Annotated in this window: 12 protein-coding genes; 3 read left to right on the top strand and 9 right to left on the bottom strand. The window is 72.0% G+C overall.

Annotated elements, in window-relative coordinates:
- Window positions 1-95: 95 nt before the first annotated feature.
- The 3 genes from glgC to AB0K92_RS17420 form a co-directional block, all read right to left on the bottom strand.
- The gene (gene glgC / locus AB0K92_RS17430; protein ID WP_166003732.1) at window positions 96-1,316 is read right to left on the bottom strand and encodes a glucose-1-phosphate adenylyltransferase; all 1,221 of its coding nucleotides are present in this window, start codon (window positions 1,314-1,316) and stop codon (window positions 96-98) included.
- Window positions 1,317-1,497: 181 nt separating this feature from the next.
- On the bottom strand, window positions 1,498-2,661 hold the full coding sequence (gene glgA, locus AB0K92_RS17425) for a glycogen synthase (protein WP_365923741.1): 1,164 nt from the start codon (window positions 2,659-2,661) through the stop codon (window positions 1,498-1,500).
- 32 nt (window positions 2,662-2,693) lie between these two features.
- Window positions 2,694-3,488, bottom strand: coding sequence for a (2Fe-2S)-binding protein (locus AB0K92_RS17420; protein ID WP_365923717.1), 795 nt, complete (start codon window positions 3,486-3,488; stop codon window positions 2,694-2,696).
- 207 nt (window positions 3,489-3,695) lie between these two features.
- Between AB0K92_RS17420 and AB0K92_RS17415 the strand changes: the two genes are divergently transcribed.
- Window positions 3,696-5,237, top strand: coding sequence for a DMT family transporter (locus AB0K92_RS17415; RefSeq protein WP_365923715.1), 1,542 nt, complete (start codon window positions 3,696-3,698; stop codon window positions 5,235-5,237).
- Here AB0K92_RS17415 and AB0K92_RS17410 read toward each other — a convergent pair.
- Window positions 5,227-6,405, bottom strand: a complete 1,179-nt coding sequence (locus AB0K92_RS17410) for a transglycosylase family protein (RefSeq protein ID WP_365923713.1) — start codon at window positions 6,403-6,405, stop codon at window positions 5,227-5,229. The genes AB0K92_RS17415 and AB0K92_RS17410 overlap by 11 nt on opposite strands.
- A gap of 330 nt (window positions 6,406-6,735) precedes the next feature.
- Here AB0K92_RS17410 and gndA point away from each other — a divergent pair, with 330 nt between their 5' ends.
- Complete coding sequence (gene gndA, locus AB0K92_RS17405; RefSeq protein WP_166003723.1) at window positions 6,736-8,175, top strand: NADP-dependent phosphogluconate dehydrogenase; 1,440 nt, start codon at window positions 6,736-6,738, stop codon at window positions 8,173-8,175.
- Window positions 8,176-8,782: 607 nt separating this feature from the next.
- Here the strand turns inward: gndA and AB0K92_RS17400 are convergent.
- The 5 genes from AB0K92_RS17400 to drmA form a co-directional block, all read right to left on the bottom strand.
- Window positions 8,783-9,127, bottom strand: coding sequence for a GNAT family N-acetyltransferase (locus AB0K92_RS17400; RefSeq protein WP_365923711.1), 345 nt, complete (start codon window positions 9,125-9,127; stop codon window positions 8,783-8,785).
- 22 nt (window positions 9,128-9,149) lie between these two features.
- Window positions 9,150-9,569, bottom strand: coding sequence for an aspartate 1-decarboxylase (gene panD / locus AB0K92_RS17395; RefSeq protein ID WP_365923709.1), 420 nt, complete (start codon window positions 9,567-9,569; stop codon window positions 9,150-9,152).
- A gap of 307 nt (window positions 9,570-9,876) precedes the next feature.
- The gene (gene drmC / locus AB0K92_RS17390; RefSeq protein WP_365923707.1) at window positions 9,877-10,668 is read right to left on the bottom strand and encodes a DISARM system phospholipase D-like protein DrmC; all 792 of its coding nucleotides are present in this window, start codon (window positions 10,666-10,668) and stop codon (window positions 9,877-9,879) included.
- Window positions 10,665-12,560 carry a DUF1998 domain-containing protein gene (locus AB0K92_RS17385; RefSeq protein ID WP_365923705.1) on the bottom strand — a complete coding sequence of 632 codons (1,896 nt, stop codon included), beginning with the start codon at window positions 12,558-12,560 and terminating at the stop codon, window positions 10,665-10,667. The genes drmC and AB0K92_RS17385 overlap by 4 nt, the downstream gene beginning before the upstream one ends.
- Complete coding sequence (drmA, locus tag AB0K92_RS17380) at window positions 12,557-16,387, bottom strand: DISARM system helicase DrmA (RefSeq protein WP_365923704.1); 3,831 nt, start codon at window positions 16,385-16,387, stop codon at window positions 12,557-12,559. The genes AB0K92_RS17385 and drmA overlap by 4 nt, the downstream gene beginning before the upstream one ends.
- 182 nt (window positions 16,388-16,569) lie before the next feature.
- Here drmA and AB0K92_RS17375 point away from each other — a divergent pair, with 182 nt between their 5' ends.
- Window positions 16,570-18,741, top strand: coding sequence for a UvrD-helicase domain-containing protein (locus tag AB0K92_RS17375; protein ID WP_365923702.1), 2,172 nt, complete (start codon window positions 16,570-16,572; stop codon window positions 18,739-18,741).
- Window positions 18,742-18,776: the final 35 nt, after the last annotated feature.

Genomic DNA, 18,776 nt, shown 5'->3' with positions numbered 1-18,776 from the left:
CAGATTTTACGGAGCACCGGGCCGCCTCGCCAAACCCGTCTTGATCAGGGCGTACGGGCCATGATCACGGGGCGGGGACCCGGCTCGCCGGGGCGCTACGGCACGCGCTGGCCCTTCCCGAGGGCGATCACCCCGTTCTTGGAGACGGTGTACAGCTCGGCGTCGCGCTCCGGGTTGACGCCGATGGTGGCGCCCGGCGGCACCTCGACGTTCTTGTCCAGTACGGCGCCCCGCACCACCGCGCCCCGGCCGATGTGCACGTTGTCGTGCAGCACCGACCCCTGCACCACCGCGCCGGGGTCGACCACCACCCCGGGCGAGAGCACGGACCGGGTGACCTGCCCCCGGATCAGGCACCCGGCGCTGATGATCGACTCGCCGGCGATGCCGCCCGCGTTGAAGCGGGCCGGGGAGAGCTGGCCGGAGTGGGTGTAGATGGGCCAGCTGCGGTTGTAGAGGTTGAAGGCGGGGCGCTCGGCGATGAGGTCCATGTGGGCGTCGTAGTACGCGTCGAGGGTGCCGACGTCCCGCCAGTACCCCTGGTCGCGGCTGGTCTCGCCGGGCACGTGGTTGTCGCCGAAGTCGTACAGCTGCGCCTCGCCGCGGTCGGTGAGCTGGGGCAGGATCGAACCGCCCATGTCGTGCGCGGAGTTCTCGTCCTCGGCGTCCCGGTGCAGGGCCTCGATCAGGGCCTTGGTGGTGAAGATGTAATTGCCCATCGAGGCGAAGACGCAGTCGGGCCGGTCCGGCAGTCCGGGAGGGTCGGCCGGCTTCTCCAGGAAGCGTTCCACCGTCCGGCCGTCCGAGCCGGGGGTGATCACGCCGAAGGACGACGACTCGGCGCGCGGGACCCGGATCCCGGCGACGGTGACCCCGGCGCCGGACTCGATGTGCTGGGCGAGCATCTGCCGCGGGTCCATGCGGTACACGTGGTCGGCGCCGAACACCGCGACGTACTCGGGCCGTTCGTCGTAGATCAGGTTCAGGGACTGGAGGATGGCGTCCGCGCTGCCCAGGTACCAGCGCGGGCCGAGGCGCTGCTGGGCCGGGACCGGGGTGACGTAGTTGCCGAGCAGGCTGGACATCCGCCAGGTGGTGGTGATGTGCCGGTCCAGGGAGTGCGACTTGTACTGGGTCAGCACGCAGATGCGCAGGATGTCGGCGTTGACCAGGTTGGACAGGACGAAGTCGACGAGGCGGTAGGTGCCGCCGAAGGTGACCGCGGGTTTCGCGCGGTCGGCGGTCAGGGGCATCAGGCGTTTGCCCTCGCCTCCCGCCAGGACGATTCCGAGCACCGAAGGACCCCCACGACGCATGGCCGCTCCCCTCACGCTGGTTGCCGAAGAACCTGCCCGTGCATCGGCGGAACATTCCTGTTCGAGGACCGCGACGGTGTGCGACCCGCCGCACGGCTCGTGGTGCCGCCTCGGTGCGCGGCCCGCCGCACAGCTGTCGTGGTGCCGCCCCGGTGTGCCGCCCGCCGCGCGGCTCGCTGCGCTACGTCCCCTTGACGACGTGTTCGTACAGCCGGACCGTCCGCCGGGCGACCGTGTCCCAGCCGAACTCGCCGACCGCCCGCTCGCGTCCCGCCTCCCCCATCCGCCGGGCGCCCTCCGGGTCCCCGAGCAGCGCGTCCAGGGCCTGGGCGAGGCCGCGTTCGAAGTCGTCGCCCACGGGCACCAGGAGGCCCGTCCTGCCGTCCGCCACGACCTCCGGGATGCCGCCGACCCGCGAGGCCACGACGGGCGTGCCGCAGGCCATCGCCTCCAGGTTGACGATGCCGAGCGGCTCGTACACCGACGGGCAGACGAACACGGCCGCGTGCGTGAGGAGTTGGACCACCTCGGGACGCGGCAGCATCCGCGGGATCCAGTGCACGCCCTCGCGCACCCGGCTCAGCTCCTGGTACAGCTCGCGGAACTCCCGGTCGATCTCCGGGGTGTCGGGCGCGCCCGCGCACAGTACGACCTGGGCGGCCGGGTCGATGTGCCGGGCCGCGCGCAGCAGATGGGGCACGCCCTTCTGGCGGGTGATGCGGCCGACGAAGAGCACGTAGGGGCGGTCCGGGTCGACGCCGAGGCGGTGCAGGACGTCGGTGGCCGGATCGGGCCGGTACAGCTCGGTGTCGATGCCGTTGTGGACGACATGCACGCGGGCCGGGTCCAGCGCCGGATAGCAGGCGAGGATGTCCTCGCGCATGGCGCCGGAGACGGCGATCACCGCGTCGGCCGCCTCGACGGCGGTGCGCTCCGCCCAGCCCGACAGGGCGTAGCCGCCGCCCAGTTGCTCGGCCTTCCACGGCCGCAGCGGCTCCAGCGAGTGGGCGGTGAGCACGTGCGGGACGCCGTACAGCAGCTTGGCGAGGTGGCCGGCCAGGTTGGCGTACCAGGTGTGGGAATGGACGAGGTCGCGGCCCTCCAGGGCCGCGGCCATGGCGAGGTCCACGGAGAAGGTGCGCAGCGCGTCGTTGGCGCCGTCCAGGGCGGACCAGGGGCGGTGGCGTACGACGCCCGCGGCGCGCTCGGCCGAGGAGACCTCGCCCCAGCAGTGCACCCGGAGGTCGACCAGGGAGCGCAACTCCCGGGCCAGGAACTCCACATGGACCCCCGCGCCGCCGTACACGTCCGGCGGGTACTCCCGGGTCAGCAGTCCCACGCGCACCCGCGGCTCCCTGTTCTCGGTGACTGATCTCCTCATGGTCCCCCGGATGCGGCGCGCGGGGAAGACCGCGGGGGGCGGGTGAAGCAGCAGTCGCCGCACACTCCCCCGCCGGGCACCCGGTAGTAGAGGCAGCAGCTGCGGCGCCGGAACGCGGTGCCGGTGAGGGTGCCGGTGTCCGCGAGGAGCGGGTGGGCGAGCAGGGCGGCGGTCAGGGAGCGGGCCCGGCCGGCGACGTCCGGGCGGCCGTGCGTCCGCGCCCAGGTGTCCAGGGTGCGCGCGGTGCCGGCCAGCGCGGAGGCGGCGTTGCCGCGCAGCAGACCGGGCGCGAGGCGGTAGCGGGCGCGCAGGGCGGCGGCCAGCGGGACGAGGTGGCCGTGCAGCACGGTGCCGGCGAGGGCCGCCGCGTCGCCCTCCCGGCCCGGCGGGCGCACCGCGGTCAGCCACAGGTCGTCGGGGGCGCTCCCGTCGGGGTCCCAGCACAGCAGTCCCGGATCGAGGTCGGGGACACGGCCGTACAGCACGGCGCAGCCCAGGGCGGCGGACCACAGCCGGGCGGCGAGGCCCAGGTGGGCCACGGAGGCGGCGATCCGCGGCTCGGGGGCGCGCAGGGCGTCCGTGACCTTTCGGACCCGGACGTCCAGCGGGTCGGCGCCGGACGCCTCCATCGGGTCGCCGCCGGACGCCTCCCGCGCGTGACCGGCGTACACGTGTGCGAGAGTCGGCAGGGGGCCGCGCGGCGGCGCACCCGTGCGCAGCGGGAAGAAGCCGCCGAGCGGGCGGAGCGCGGCGAGTTCGGGGTCGAGGTCCACGAAGAGCAGTAGTACCAAGCCCCCTAGGGGACGGTCGGGGGGCCGGGCGGGCCGGCGCCCGCCTTGGGGATGACCCCGTCCCTGCCGTACTCCATCGGCAGTAGGACGCAGTGTGTGCTCAAGGACGACGACGGGGAACAGGTCGGCGGGGGATCGTGTTGGCATGGAAGCCGACCGCTTGCCCCGCCGGGCCGCGCGCCCCCGCCTCACGCAGAGGAGCAGCCGATGAGCGCCCTCGCGTTGTCCGTCCTCCTGTCCCTCGTGTCCGCCGTCGCGTACGCCGGCGGGGCGATCGTGCAGGAGCGCGTCGCGGTGTCCTCGCCGGACGGCCGGCAGTACGCGCCGCTGCGCCGGCCGGGCTGGTGGGCGGCGGTGGCGCTGAACGGCCTGGGCGGACTGCTGCACGTGGTCGCGCTGGCCTACGGCCCGCTGAGCCTGGTCCAGCCGCTCGGCGCCCTCACCATCGTCTTCGCCCTGCCCATGGCCGCGCTGTTCGTGCGCCGCAAGGCCGGGGCGGCCGCCTGGCGGGGCGCGCTCATGGCGACCGTGGGCCTGGCCGGACTGCTGTCGCTCGTCGGCGCGGCCGACACCCAGTCGCTGCGCGGACCGCAGCAGATCACCGTCTTCCTGGTCACGGCCTGCGCGGTGACCGCCCTGATGATCGCGGGCCGCGCCGCCCACCGGCACCCGGCGGTGCGCGCCCTGCTGCTGGCCACCGCGTCCGGGATCGCGTTCGGCATGTCCTCCGTCTTCACCAAGACGGTCGCGGCCGACTGGACCGGCGGGGTGTCGGCGGCCGATCTGCCGCCCCTGGCCGCCATCGGCGTCCTCGCCACGGCCGGGCTGATGCTGTCCCAGGCCTCCTACCGGGGCGCCGGGCTCGCCGCCCCGCTGGCCACGCTCACGGTGGCCAACCCGGTGGTCGCGGCGGCCGTCGGCATCACGATGTTCGGCGAGAGCTTCCGCTACGGCACCACCGGCACCGTCCTCGCGCTGGGCTGCGCGGTGGTCGCGGCGGGCGGCCTGATCCTGCTGACCACGGAGCGCATCGCCCGCGACGAGACCCGGACGCGGCCGGAGCCGGCTCAGCCGGGACTCCCCGCCCCGGCGGCGGGCTCCGGAGTGCCGGTGCCGGTGCCGGTCACGGTGCCTGCCCGTGCCGGGTCCGGGACGGCCGTACTCGCCCCTGCCCCGTCGGTGAAGGCCGCGCCGGTCTCCGCCTCGTCCGGGGCGGCGCTGGCGGTGGCCGCCGGCCCCTCTCGGGCAGCCGTCGCGGTGGCCGCAGGCCCACCTCGGACGGCCGTCGCAGTGACCGACGGCCCACCTCGGACAGCCGTCGCAGTGACCGACGGCCCACCTCGGACAGCCGTCGCAGTGACCGACGGCCCTCCTCGGGCGGCCGTCGCGGTGGCCGCTGCCCCGGCCGCCGGCCCGGCGAACCCGGACCTGGTCACCGCCCGCGGCGCGGTCCCCGCATCCGGCCGGACGGCCGCCGTGCTCGCCGCCCGGCGGCGGGAACCGGTCCCCGTGACCGCCGCGCCGTCCGCGCGCGCAACGCCGTCCACGCAGTCCACGCCGTCCACGCAGTCCACGCCGTCCGTGCCCTCCGCGCCGGAGGCCGGCCCGGACGACGCGTACGAGAACCGGGTGGCGCCGGCCGGCGCGGGCCCGCTGCACCGGACGCCGTACCGGAACCTCCTGTGCGGCGTGTCCTACGTACCGCTGCCGGCCCTCGCCGACCGGCACCGGACACGCCTCACATCCTGACCCCGCCGGCCCGGAGATAGGCGATCGGGTCGACGTCCGTGCCGAACCCGGGCCCGGTCCGCACCTCGAAGTGGAGGTGCGGGCCCGAGCTGTTCCCGGTGGAGCCCGCGCGGCCGATGCGCTGACCGGCGCCCACCGTCTGCCCGGCCTTCACGGAGATCGCGGACAGGTGCGCGTACTGGGTGAAGCGGCCGTCGCCGTGCCGGATGACCACCTCGTAGCCGAAGGAGCCGCCCCAGCCCGCGCTCACCACCCGGCCCGCCCCGACGGCCTGCACCGAGGTCCCGGTCGGCACCGGGAAGTCGACGCCGGTGTGGTAGCCCTTCGACCAGCTGGAACCCGTCGCCCGGTACGGCGTGCCGAGCGCGCCGCTCACGGGGGCGACGAGGGAGCCGGAGGTCTTCTTCTCCGGCGACGCCTCCCTGGTCCGCTCCCGGGACTGCCTCTCGGGCTCCCTCTTCGGTGCCTTCCGCGCCTGCTCCTTCGGCCGGGGCGCGGCCGTCGCCGGGGCGCCGGACGCCTTGGCGCGCAGGCTGAGGCGCTGGCCGGGGACGATGAGGTCGGGGTCGGCGCCGATGGTCGAGCGGTTCGCGGCGTACAGGCCCTGCCAGCCGCCCCGGACGCGCTGTTCGTCGGCGATGGCGGAGAGCGTGTCGCCGCGCACCACGGTGTACATCTCGGCGCGGCCCGCCCGGGATTGGGGCGTGGTCTGCGGACGGACGTCCGCCACCGGCCGCGTGGCGGGCCGTGCCGACGTGCCGCCGTCGGGCCGGATGTCCGGGCTCCCGCCGCCGCGCGTCAGCCCGGCCTCCCGCGAGCAGGTGGGCCAGGCGCCGGGGCCCTGCCCGTCGAGCACCTTCTCGGCGACGGCGATCTGCTGGTCCTTGGTGGCCAGATCGGCGCGCGCCGCGTACGCCGTGCCGCCGTAGGCCTCCCAGGTGGACTGGCTGAACTGGAGTCCGCCGTAGTAGCCGTTGCCGGAGTTGATGTTCCAGTCGTTGCTCGACTCGCAGGCGGCGACCTTGTCCCAGGTCCCCACGTCGGCGGCCTGAGCGGCGCCGGCACCCACGAACGGGAGGGCCATCCCGGCCCCGCCCGCCGTGACGGTGAGTGAGGCGCGGTTGATCCTGTTCGGCTGATACCGGCGGTGCCGGCCGCGTACGGCCATGGAGTGCCCCCTCGACGAGCGTCAGGAGGGCCAAAAGTAGGCGGCCGTAACAGGCCATGACAAGACAGCTATCGGCCGCCTTGCGCACGCCTCGTCACCGCGTGGCGGAATCGGTTGACGACCCGTCACGCGGGAGTGGCCGGCGCGACCTGCCGGGTGGACTGAGTACCCCGGCCGCCGCATCCGTATCAGCCGACGCCCCCGCGAAAGGAGCCCGGTGTGCGCTCGGGGAACGGGCGCGTCAGGATGGCCCGAGGCAGCACACCGAGCGCGGAAGCACGTCGAGCACGACCGGCACCACCCGATACCGGACAGCTAGGAGCCCAGCGTATGAGCACGTCAGCCCAGATCGGCGTCACGGGACTCGCGGTCATGGGCCGCAACCTCGCCCGCAACTTCGCACGCAACGGCTACACGGTCGCCGTGCACAACCGGACGGCGGCGCGCACGCGCGCGCTGGTGGAGGAGTTCGGACACGAGGGCGAGTTCGTGGCGGCCGAGACGGCGAAGGAGTTCGTGGCGGCGCTGGAGCGGCCCCGCCGGCTCGTCGTCATGGTGAAGGCCGGAGAGCCGACCGACGCCGTGATCCACGAGTTCGCCCCGCTGCTGGAGCCGGGCGACATGATCATCGACGGCGGCAACGCGCACTTCGCCGACACCCGGCGCCGGGAGCGCGAACTGCGGGAGAAGGGCATCCACTTCGTCGGCACCGGCATCTCCGGCGGCGAGGAGGGCGCGCTCAACGGCCCGAGCATCATGCCGGGCGGCTCGAAGGAGTCGTACGAGTCGCTGGGCCCGATGCTGGAGCGGATCTCCGCGAAGGCGGCCGACGGGACGCCTTGTGTGACGCACGTCGGCCCCGACGGCGCCGGGCACTTCGTGAAGATGGTGCACAACGGCATCGAGTACGCAGACATGCAGCTGATCGGTGAGGCGTACCAGCTGCTGCGCGACGTCGCCGGGTACGAGCCCGCGCGGATCGCGGAGATCTTCCGCACGTGGAACACCGGCCGCCTCGACTCGTACCTGATCGAGATCACCGCCGAGGTGCTGTCCCACGTGGACGCCGCGACGGGCGAGCCGTTCGTGGACGTGGTCGTGGACCGGGCGGAGCAGAAGGGCACCGGCCGCTGGACCGTCCAGATCGCCCTCGACCTGGGCGTCCCGGTGTCGGGCATCGCGGAGGCGGTGTTCGCGCGGTCCCTGTCCGGGCACGCCGCGCTGCGTGAGGCCTCGCGCGGGCTGGCGGGCCCGGCGCCGTCACCGCTGGGCGAGGCGGAGGCGGCGGCCTTCGCCGACCGGGTGGAGCAGGCGCTGTACGCCTCGAAGATCGTGTCGTACACGCAGGGCTTCCACGAGATCGCGGCGGGCAGCGAGGAGTACGGCTGGGACATCGACCTCGGCGGGGTCGCGTCCCTGTGGCGCGGCGGCTGCATCATCCGCGCGGCGTTCCTCGACCGGATCCGCGCCGCCTACGACGCCCGTCCCGACCTGCCGAGCCTGCTCTCCGACGAGACGTTCGCGCGGGAGATCGCGGCGGCGCAGGACGACTGGCGGGACGTGCTGGTCGCGGCGGTGCGGCAGGGCGTGCCGACGCCGGGGTTCGCGGCGGCGCTGGCGTACTACGACGCGCTGCGCGCCGAGCGGCTGCCGGCGGCGCTGACGCAGGGGCAGCGGGACTTCTTCGGGGCGCACACGTACCGGCGGACCGACCGGGACGGGTCGTTCCACACGCTGTGGGGCGGGGACCGGTCGGAGGTGACCGCCTGAGCCTCGCGCCCCGGACACGAAGGCGGTGGGCGTGCCCCGCGGGACACGCCCACCGCCTTCCGTTATGCCGCTCGTCGCTCGTCGCTCGCCTCTGCCCTCTCAGCTCAGGGGCGGGCCGGGCTCCGGGTTCGGGACCGGCTCGGGGCCCGGCGGAATGGGCGACGGGTCGGGGCCCGGCGGGACCGGTGACGGGTCGGGCCCGGGACCGTAAGGCCCGGGGTGCGGGGGCGGCGGGGTCGGCTCGGGACCCGGCGGGGTCGGCTCGGGAGCCGGGGGCTCCGGCGTCGGCACCGGGTTCGGGGGCGGCTCGGGGTGCGCCGGGTCGGGGCCCGGGGTCGGTGGCGGCTGTACGGGATCCGGGTAGGGATTGGTCACGGTGTCCTCCGGCCAGTCGGTGAACGGTGGCTCTGGACTACTCCCCCGCGTACCCGGCGTCCCGTCCGGCACTCACCCGCGGGCGCCAATACGGCGGTCCAGGTGGCCTCACCCGGCGAGCGCGCCGCGCCCACCGCCGCTGCGCGCCCGCGGTGGCGTCGGCGCCCGGCCGCGGCGGGCTGGACCGCACCGGCACCCGGGTCGTGGTGACCGTCCGGCCCCGCGGTCCGGCTCAGAACCGGTCGGGGTGCGCGACCAGCCACTGCTTCGCCGCGCGCAGCAGCTCGGGGTCGGCCGCGGGTGCCTCGTCGGGGTGGCGTTCGGCCCACTTGACGACGTACGGGCACAGCGGGGCGACGGGGACGTCCTCACGGGCGGCGAGGGTGTACAGCTCACGGGCCAGGGAGCCCGCGATGCCCTTCCCCTCGTGGGCCGGCTCCACGATCGTGTGGACGGGGACCAGGGCGTGCGCCGGGGCGGCGAGGACGAAGTACTCGATGTGTCCGACGACCTCGCCCTCCGCGAGGGCTTCCAGGCGGCCCGCCGCCCGGTCGTCGCGGATCTCGATCTCGCTCATGGGCACGCTCCTGGTCCGTCGGTCAGGCCCGTACGGCCTGCGGGCTGCGCTGCTGGTCCGAGCCCGGCACCGGCTCCCCGGGGTCGCTGCCGAGGTCCACGATCCGGTTGTCGCGGTCCACGTGCACCACCCGGGGCCTGAGCACCCGCGCCTCGGCGTCGGTCACCTGAGCGTAACTGATGATGATCACCAGGTCTCCGGGGTGCACGAGATGCGCGGCCGCCCCGTTGATCCCGACGACCCCGGACCCGCGCTCCCCCTCGATGACGTACGTCTCCAGCCGGGCGCCGTTGGTGATGTCGACGACGTGCACCAGCTCACCGGGCAGCAGATCGGCGGCGTCGAGCAGATCCGCGTCGATGGTCACCGATCCCACGTAGTGCAGGTCGGCTTGGGTGACGGTGGCGCGGTGGATCTTGGATTTGAACATGGTACGGAACACGGAGGAACTCCCCATTTGTCTGCTCCCTGCCTGCCGTTGCAGGTCAAGGGCTGTCTCTGGAGACTACAACTACTCGCGTCTTCGGTCAGGTGTCGCCCGGTGTTTCAGGGCTCACACTCACCGATCTTCCAACGAAGCAACGAATCGACACGGCTCAGCGGCCTACCGCGCATCCTGCGCCGCTGACGACGGTAATCGCCGAGCGACGTTGATCACGGCGGCGAAAACGTTGCGCCGCCGGAAGACGATCAACAACCCGATACCGACCCCAAGGCCGTCGTCCCGGCGGCCGTAGGCAGGCAGCCGATCACCGGCGAAAAGGCTCAGCCGCCCGTTCATGCCGGAAAGGCCTCAGTGTCCCGAGACGCTGCAACTCCACGATGTGCTCTGCCACGCGCCGTGGTGCTTCCCCGCCTGTCACCAGCACACCGGCCTCAATGTTGCGCCGGACCGCAGACTCGGTCAGGTTGGCGCTGCCGAGGAAGAGGGTGCGGCGGTCGGCGACCGCCAGCTTGGCGTGCTGGCGTGAGCCGGCGTGTTCGGACGGGTTCCGGGCCCATTCCCACAGCAGCAGCCCGGGCACGGAGGCGAACGCGTCGGCGGGCTCTCTTCCCGAAAGAAGTCCGCCCGAGCCCGCCAGGGTCTCGACCACGACGTGCATCTCCACGCCCCTGTCCGCGGCCTTCCTGAGCGCTCGGGTCAGCGCCGGATACGGACGGGCCGCGTACGTCATGGCCAGCAGTTCGTGTTTCGCCCCGTTGATGACCTCGACAAGCACCTGGGCTGTGGCACGCACCGGTACAGCCGGTGTCGAAGGGCCGCTCCACACCGTGCGGACCCGGACCGTGTCCCGGGCCTGTCGTTGGGCGGCAACATAGCCGCGCACATAGGCGGCCGCCTCGGCGGGCGGCACCGACTCCGACTGCATCGCGTCGCAGAGTCGCGCAACGGCCTCGCCGACTCCCGGGGTCGCCAGTTCGGTCAGTATCCGTTCCCTGGAACGTGCCTGGGCCAACAGGCCGGCGAGGTCCTTGCTTCGGGAGAGTCCGAGAGCCGCGACCGCGGGCCCGACCGCGGCCTCGAACGCGGGGCGGCTCACGGCAGCAGACCGACCGGTGTCAGCACCGCTTCCTTGTCCCCGGCCAGCGGGACGAGGAAACGACGGTCCAGGAAGCGGTTGCCGCGTTCGCAGGTCGTCTCTGACACGAACAGGCAGACATGGCACGCGGCTCCGTGGAGGAAGTCGGCCGGGTCGTGCGGCAGGCGCTCAGCGCACAGCGGATCAGCCGAGCAGTGACCGGCATCGGTCAGGGCCCGACGCACGATCCGGTCGAACTCGCGCTCCTCGGCGAGGGAGACCAGACCGCCCAGGGTGCCCTCCGAGTCCGGGACCGCGGTGTAGATGAGGATGCCCGTCCTCGGGTTCTGCTCGTCTCCCGCGTAGATCCGCTCGGCGAGCGAGGCGGAGTTGTAGCCGCATTCCAGGGCGATGGTGCGGATCAGCAGGTGGGAGAGGGTGTGCAGGGCGATGTAGCGGGCTCCGGGCCAGCCGGAATAGGGGTCGAAGTCGCTCGTCTTGCGGTCCGACTTCCGGTTGGCGCGGAACCGCGCGTACGCCTCTCTGTGTGCCTCCATCTGCGGGGACTTCTCCATACGGGCGACCCACTCGCCCATCAAGCCGTCCCGCACCCGCAGGAAGACGCCCTCGCCGCGCACCTCACTCGCGGGCACCCAGTTGCGGGCCCCGCGGGACAGTTCGACGCGTGTGGCGATCTCCGGCGATTCCGGGTCCGGTGCGTCGAGCCGGGTGAAGCCGATCAGTGCCCGGGCCTCGCGCAGCCGCTCGACCTGCCTGATGTCGCCGAAGAACTCGCTGAGACGGGTCGGCACCGGGACCTGCCGCAGCGCGAAGTCGTCGCTGGGGGTGGGGACGGGCCCGGAAAGCGCGTCCCATTCCGGTCCGAAAAGGTCCGCCTGGACGTCGGGCGCGGAGGGAGCCGGGCCGGCCGCCCCCTGCTTGCGCGCTGTGATCGCCGCAACCACCGCGTCGGCGTCGAACTCCTTCAGGAAAGCGAACTTGGGCATGCGCGCCATGAAATCGAATTGCCCTCGATCCTCGATGAGTTCGAGGTCGGGCCAGTGATCGTCGAGGAGCTTGTCGATGTCTCCGCCCTGTGCCTTCGGCAGGGCCAGGGCGCTGAGGGTGAGCGGGAACCACTGGTTGGAGGCCCCCGCCACCATCAGGACCGGCTCCTGTACGCAGCCGTTCGGCTCGTAGGTCCCCAGGTGCGGGTGGCGTCCGCGGCACGCGGGCAGGTTGCGACGGCCCCGCTCGCCCATGGCCTCCCGGATGTTGCGCTTCACACCACAGGCGACGCACTCGATGGTGACGTTGGCGGCCTGGTTGCCGCCGTGATCCTTCATGCGCAGCTTCGGGCGCGGCGTCTTGCCGCAGGCCTGCCCGTGGTGGACGTACGCGGTGTACGGGAACTCGTCGAGATGGCCGGCGGTGCAGACCAGGGTGAAGCGCGCGGCCACGGCGAGCGGCTTGCCTCGCTTGCAGTCGTGGACGAACTTCGCCTCGTGCGGTGTCCGTGCGTTGGAGTTGACGAAGGCGAACTCACCGGAGTCGACGGCGGCCAGCACGTTGCAGGCCGTACAGCGCAACCACTGCGGAAAGGGCGTGACGGGCACGCCCACTCCCTGGGCCGCCCAGCCCTTCGGGTCAGCGTCGGCGCCCTCGAGCCACGGAGCGGCTCGCAGTTGTTCGATCTGTCCGCGTCCATAGCGCTGGAGTGAGCGGTTGACGGCGGCGCGGAGGCGGGGCTCGTCGATGTCGTAGTCGGTGACACCAGAGTGGCTCCAGGAGTCGATGCCCCGGATGAGCACCGAAAAGTTCGGCAGGTCGACAAGGGCACCGACACCGGCGGTGAACATGAGGTGGCTCGGTCGTACGGCACCGACCCTGCGGTTGCTGCCATGGGTGCTCATCTCTGTGCCTTCCTGACCGTGTTGGCCGTAACGGGCCCGTACTCGTCGCTGTCCACGGTGGTCGCCGTGTCGGGGTCGGGGTCGGAGTCGGTCGCGGACGTGCCGAAGTTCCAGTCAGGACCGCTGCTCGAGGGCTCTTCCAGGAACACCCCGCCGCCGGGCAGGAGCAGATTGATCTCGTTCTCCGTCTCACGCATCGACATGCCGACGGTGAGCTCGGTCCACCGGGATCCGTCCGCCCGCCTGAGCAGTCCGTTCACGACGGTCGTCTTGTGCTTCTCCTTGCGGTAACCGAGTGTCGATGTGCTCTCGTCCCGCTTCCGGCGCCATTCGTCCTTCAGCCGGTCCAGGCGTTCACTCAGGTACTGGCGGGGTCGGTCACCTCCCACTCGTTCCGCCCTTTCCAGCAATCGCCGTTCGACGTCCTGGGCGAGCGGGCCGTCGAGGTCGACGCGGTGGGCGTCAAGGTTGCGGGAAGTCTCGTACGCCGCGTGCCGCAGTGCGGCGACGTAGGTGGCGGCGACGCCCCGGTCGAGTGCGCGGCGGGTGTACGGGGTGACGGAGAGGGCCTCCACCTGGCGGTAGAACGTCGCGTGATAGTGCTCGAAGTCCTCGTAGTGCGCGAGGTCGCGGGGGCGAGACCAGTTGTAGAGGGTCACCACAAGGCCTGGACGCTTGGCGTCGCGGCCGACCCGGGAGGACGCCTGGATGTACTCGGCGGTGTTCTTGGGCTGGCCGACGACCAGCATCAGGCCGAAGCGAGAGACATCTACACCGACCTGCAGCATGGAGGTGGCGAGGACGACGTCCACGGCCTGCCGAACGGTCGGCGTCATGGAGGCGCGAGGTTCGCGCTTCTCCTTCACCGCGGCCGCGTACTCGCGCAGGAAAGCTCGCCGTCGTACCGAGGTGTCGCGCTCGGGGTCGAACTCGATCTCCAGCCGCTTCAGAGCGGCGCCGATGTCCGTCGAGGAGATGCGCGAGGTCAGCTCCTGGATGCTGAGCATCCCCGCCTTGCTCACGATGCGGTCCGAAAGCGTGTCCTGGCCCTTGCGACTGCCGTTGGCCCGAACTCGGGTGGTGATGTCGTCGTCCATATAGCGTCGCATACCGGCGAGTTCGCGGGTGGCGTTGAAGTAGCCCACGAGTGTCATGTACGGGTCCGCAGGCTTGCCATAGTCGTCGAAGAGCTGCTGTCCCGCGAGCAGGAGGATCTCCGCGACGCGGATCTCAGCGGCCTTCAGCCGTGTGCCGTGCGCGCACACGCCCAGGTAGCGGCGGCCGGGGTTCTCCCGGCTGAGGTCCACCTGCCGGGAAAAGAAGGTGTCGCCGACGTCCAGCACCTGGGGTGGGAAGACGGCGACCTCGCGGCCGAAGACACCGCGCACCTGGTCGGCGGCCCGCTTGGTGGTCGCGGTGGACGCGACGATCTTGGGACCGGTTTCCTGGCGCCGTCCGTGGGCGTCGGTGAAACTCCACGTGCACAACTGGTCGACGGCGGCTTCGAAGAGGCCCACGGTGGTGCCGAGCGCTCCGGAGATCAGGTGCAGCTCGTCCTGGATGATCAGATCCGGGGGCCGCAGGCGGGTGACGGGCTGGGCGGTGACGCCGGGCAGATCGCCTCTGGCGTTGTGCCGTCCCCCGCAGCCGGTCTTGGCGTCCAGGTCGTCATGGCGGTAGCCGTGGCGGGGGCACAGCTCGGTGACCCTGCCGAACAGCAGGCCCGCGTAGCCGTTCCACGGGAGCTGGGCGAACTTGTCGACCGTGGCGATCAGCATCGAGGGCGCAAGCCGGTAGATCTCCTCGTCGACCGTGAGGACGGGGATGCCCTCGCCGAGCGCTGCGCGACGGGAGAAGGGGCAGGAGTCCTCCCCTTCCCCGCGCGGGCAGTACAGCAGGATCCGCCGGCGCCCTTCGTCGTACTCCATGTTCGAGCGGGCGGTCAGTCCGCTGCCGCACCAGGGGCAGGTGAGGACCTGTAGGACGCGGGCGTGCTTGTCGCTGGCGCTCTCCTTGGCCTCTGCGATCTGGTCCTTCGCCTCCTCGAACCAGTTCGGCGAGACGGAGGTTCCCACCCAGAGTCCGATGCGGAACGGCGTGGAGCCCCAGCGCCGGTCCCGCGCGAACTCCTCGCGGCGCAGCACCTCACAGGCGCTCACCAGAGCGGCGGCGCGCTGGAACTGTTGGGCGGTCAGCAACCGCAGGGTGTAGCGCATGAGCACGCCCACTCCCGCCTCGCCGCTGCGGGCCTCGGTTCCCGAACCGATCGTCCCCTGAAGGCGCCTGAGCGCGAAGGTGTAGGCGGCAAGGCCCAGGTACGCCTCGGTTTTGCCACCGCCGGTCGGGAAGAACAGCAGGTCGACGAGGGCTTGACGGCCGGTGCCGCGGTGCGGGTGGCCGGGCTGGGTGAGGGAAGCGATGTTGAGCAGGACGAAGGCGAGCTGGAACGGACGCCAGCTAGCCCCAGCCTTACCCCTCCCGTGGACCGCTTCCCGGGCTTCCCGGTAGGAGAGGGGGTCGTTCTCACGACCGGCGCGAGCGGCGGCGATGGCGGTGTTGCGCCGCTGCAGGGACATGGCCCGGTTGGCGAACCGGAAGGCCGTGAGGGCCGTGTCGTCGGCCACGAGCCGGTCGATGCCCAGTGTGATGCGGTCGCAGACCTCGAGCGCCTGCTCGATCGCGACCTCGGCCGATTCCCGCAGGTCGTCGGGGAGCGAGCGAGCGGCCCTGCGCTGCTGTTCCAACCAGGTGCCGTACCCGTCGGCCAGCGGGGCCAAGGCGGCGCTGAGTTCGGCGCGACGGTCGGGCACGGCGAGTGCGGCCAGTTCGTCCATGCCCAACTCCAGTCCCCGGAGCAGCTCCTGCTCCTCGAGTGCTGGCGCGGTGGTGGCCCGCACGTCGTACTCGGGGAGCCAGACGGTGGTCAGACGGTGGGCGTTGCGTTCGCCGTCGCGGACGTGAGCGTGAACGGCGACATTGCGGCCCTTGGCGTGGCTGAGGCTGTTCCGGTAGAGGAGGCGCAGCCGCCGCTCCTCGGCGTCCTCAGGCGCGTTGCCGTGGCTTGCCGCGTCGAGAGGATCGTCGACGGGCAGGAAAACGGCGGCCTGGTCGTCAGGAAAGGCGGTGACGTCGATCTCGGTCTGGAAGAGCCAGTGGGCGTCGCGAGCATCCCGGCTGTCCGGCTGCCGGTTCACCAGGGCCAGCTCGACTATGCGGAGGTCCTCGGTGCCCGCGCGACCGGTGTGCCTGCGTACCTGTACGTCCAGAACCACGGCTTCGCCGTCGAGTTCGACGACCCGGTCGTTCCCGCCGGTCACGTCGATGTCCACCAGGTGTTCGACGGGCTCACGCGACCAGACCCTGCGGGTCGCCCCGCGGTCGGTGGCTTCCTCCGACTGCGTGTAGCGCCCCCAGCGCACGGTGGCGCTGAGTGTGCCCACGGAGGCCGGGACGGTGAAGGCCAATCCCATCGAGGACGCCCAGATGTGCCCGGCGGCCTGCGGGCTGAGCCGGTCCTGCAAGTCGCTGTCGTCGCCTTCCTGCTCGTCACCCGACTCACCGTCCGCGCTCTGGGCGGCCGCGCGGGCGATCCGGTCCGCGGTGACGGCCTCGGGGCGCGGGCCGAGCATCCCGACGAGGTAGCGGTCGCGTGGTCCGGAGGAGGCGATCGGCAGGGTTTCCGTCTCACCGTCCCAGGGACCCAGCAGATCCCGGCGGATGTAGGTGACGAGTGCGTCCCGGACCGCGTAGGAGTCCCCCGCACGGAAGGTCTGGGGAACCTCGTCGAGCGGGTGCGGGACAGCGGCCTGGGCAGGCTGGGCCGGCATGCGGTGGGTCCTTTCGGACAGATCCGTTGGAGCACGGTCGTGCGCCGATGGAGTGGCAGCGACAAAAATATAGATCGTTGACTCAGTTCACACAACGATTATGGGAAGCTCCGTCACACGGCGTCCCGATCAGTCTCTAGGCTGATGCTCGTCCACCGCCCGCCCACGACCCGAGGACGCCCATGCCCCGTCTCGCCCTCTCCGACGACTTCGTCGAGGATCTGATCTCCCTGCAGAGGCCTGTTCAGAAGGAGGTCAACGACGCCATCCAGATGTTCCGCAGCCTGACCGTACCTCAGCTGCATGCCAGTAAGGGAATGCACCTGGAGAAGCTCGAAGGGGCGCGCGACCCCCGGATCCGTACTATCCGGATCACCAGGTTCTACCGGGGAGTGCTCCTCGCCCCGGACGACGGAAGCGAGCTGTACACGCTGCTGCGGGTCGCTGCGCACGACGAGGCCATCAACTGGGCCTGCAAGCGCGCCTACTCGGTCAACGGCGCCACCGGCGGCCTGGAGGTCCGCAACGTCGAGGCCCTCGAGCAGATGGAGACCTATTTCGAGACGAAGGCGGTCGAAACCCCGGCGCGGCTCTTCGCCGGGCACTCCGACACCGTGCTGCGGGATCTGGGCATCGATGAACAGGTCTTGCGGCTGGCACGAGTGTGCGTCACGACCGAGGACCTGACGGTCATGGCGCCTCCCATGATGCCCGCCGACCAGTACGAGGTGCTGGAGTACCTGGCGGCCGGCTACTCGCCCGAGGACGTCTGGGAGCAGCTGATCGCCCCGCGCGGGCAGACGGTGCGCACGGCTGAGGACCGGCCGGCCGTCACGCTCAGCGAGGCGATCCTCAACACGCCCGACCGCATCGTGGAGGTCACCGGTCCCGGTGAGCTGGAGCGGATCCTCACCGAGGACTTCACCCGCTGGCGCGTCTTCCTGCACCCCGCCCAGCGGCGGTACGCCTACCACCCGGGCTTCAACGGTCCGGCCCAGGTGACGGGCGGCCCCGGCACCGGAAAGACCGTCGTCGCCCTGCACCGAGTGCGACATCTGCTGCGTACCGGAGGCGAGGGCGACCGGATCCTGCTCACCACCTTCACCAACGCCATGGCGGCCGCCCTGCGCGACAGCCTGGCCGTGCTGCTCGGCGACGCCGACGCCCACCTGCTCGACCGGGTCGACGTCACGACGGTGGACTCGCTCGCCGCCCGGGTCATACGGGAGGCGCGGGGCAGCTCGCCGAAGCCGTTGTCGGCGGCAGCCGAGAAGAGCGCCTGGACCCGTGCAGCCGCACGCGAGAACCTGCCCTGGTCGGAGCGCTTTCTCGCGCAGGAGTTCCGGAACGTCGTCCTCGCCCAGGGGCTGCGGACGCCCGAGGAGTACCTGCGGTGTGTGCGCAGGGGGCGCGGCACGCAGGTCGGACGGGTGCAACGGGCGCGGCTGTGGCGGGTCATGGAGCGGTTCACGGCGGACCTGGCCTCGCGCGACTCGGCGACGTACACCATGCTCTGTGACCAGGCCGCCCGGATCCTTGCGGAGCAGGGGCCGCGTTACCGTCACGTCGTGGTGGACGAGGCACAGGACCTGCACCCGGCCCAGTGGCGGGTGCTGCGCGCCTGCGTCGCCGAGCAGTCCGACGACCTGTTCCTCGTCGGCGACCCCCACCAGCGCATCTACGACTCCCGGGTTTCGCTTCGCTCGCTGGGTGTGGACGTGCGGGGGCGCACGTCCCGGCTGCGCGTCAACTACCGGAGCACGGAGGAGATCCTGCGTTGGTCGGCGTCACTCCTGGACGGTCAGCCGGTGGGCCGGCTCGGCGAGGACGACGACGATGACGGCGGCCGGGACTCGCTACGGGGCTACCGGTCGGAGTTGCATGGCCGCGTGCCGGTGGCCCGGGGCCACGCAAGTCAGGACGACGAACTGCGCGCGCTCGTGGAACAGATCCGGGTCTGGGTGGACCAGGACGGGGTCAAACCGTCCGAAGTGGCGGTGTGCGCCCGATTCAACACGCTGGTCGACGCCGTCATCGCACGTCTGCGCCGGGAGGGCGTCCCGGCGGTCGCCGTCAAGGACAACCCGGGGCCGGAGGTGTCGGGTGTGCGTGTGGCGACGATGCACGGGATGAAGGGACTGGAGTTCCGCTGCGTCGCCGTCGTGGGCGTGACGTCGAGCGTGCTTCCCTTCGCTCCGCAGGTGACGCCGGCCGACGAGGACGCCGTGCAGCACCGATCGGATCTGCTGGCCGAGCACTGTCTGCTCTTCGTGGCGTGCACGCGGGCGCGTGACGCACTGGCGATCTCCTGGAGCGGTGAGCGGAGCCGCCTGCTGGACCCGGTGGCCGGCTGAGACGCACAGGCCCTGTCACCCGGACCCGGCGGTAC

The organism is Streptomyces sp. NPDC052687, from assembly GCF_040678395.1.
Lineage (GTDB): Bacteria > Actinomycetota > Actinomycetes > Streptomycetales > Streptomycetaceae > Streptomyces.
This window is presented reverse-complemented; position numbering and strand designations above follow the sequence as displayed.

Bases quoted from the DNA above. Each gene is read 5' to 3' on its own strand.
- glgC (WP_166003732.1), bottom strand. From the start codon at position 1,316: ATGCGTCGTGGGGGTCCTTCGGTGCTCGGAATCGTCCTGGCGGGAGGC.
- AB0K92_RS17415 (WP_365923715.1), top strand. From the start codon at position 3,696: ATGAGCGCCCTCGCGTTGTCCGTCCTCCTGTCCCTCGTGTCCGCCGTC.
- AB0K92_RS17410 (WP_365923713.1), bottom strand. From the start codon at position 6,405: ATGGCCGTACGCGGCCGGCACCGCCGGTATCAGCCGAACAGGATCAAC.
- gndA (WP_166003723.1), top strand. From the start codon at position 6,736: ATGAGCACGTCAGCCCAGATCGGCGTCACGGGACTCGCGGTCATGGGC.
- AB0K92_RS17400 (WP_365923711.1), bottom strand. From the start codon at position 9,127: ATGAGCGAGATCGAGATCCGCGACGACCGGGCGGCGGGCCGCCTGGAA.
- AB0K92_RS17385 (WP_365923705.1), bottom strand. From the start codon at position 12,560: ATGAGCACCCATGGCAGCAACCGCAGGGTCGGTGCCGTACGACCGAGC.
- drmA (WP_365923704.1), bottom strand. From the start codon at position 16,387: ATGCCGGCCCAGCCTGCCCAGGCCGCTGTCCCGCACCCGCTCGACGAG.
- AB0K92_RS17375 (WP_365923702.1), top strand. From the start codon at position 16,570: ATGCCCCGTCTCGCCCTCTCCGACGACTTCGTCGAGGATCTGATCTCC.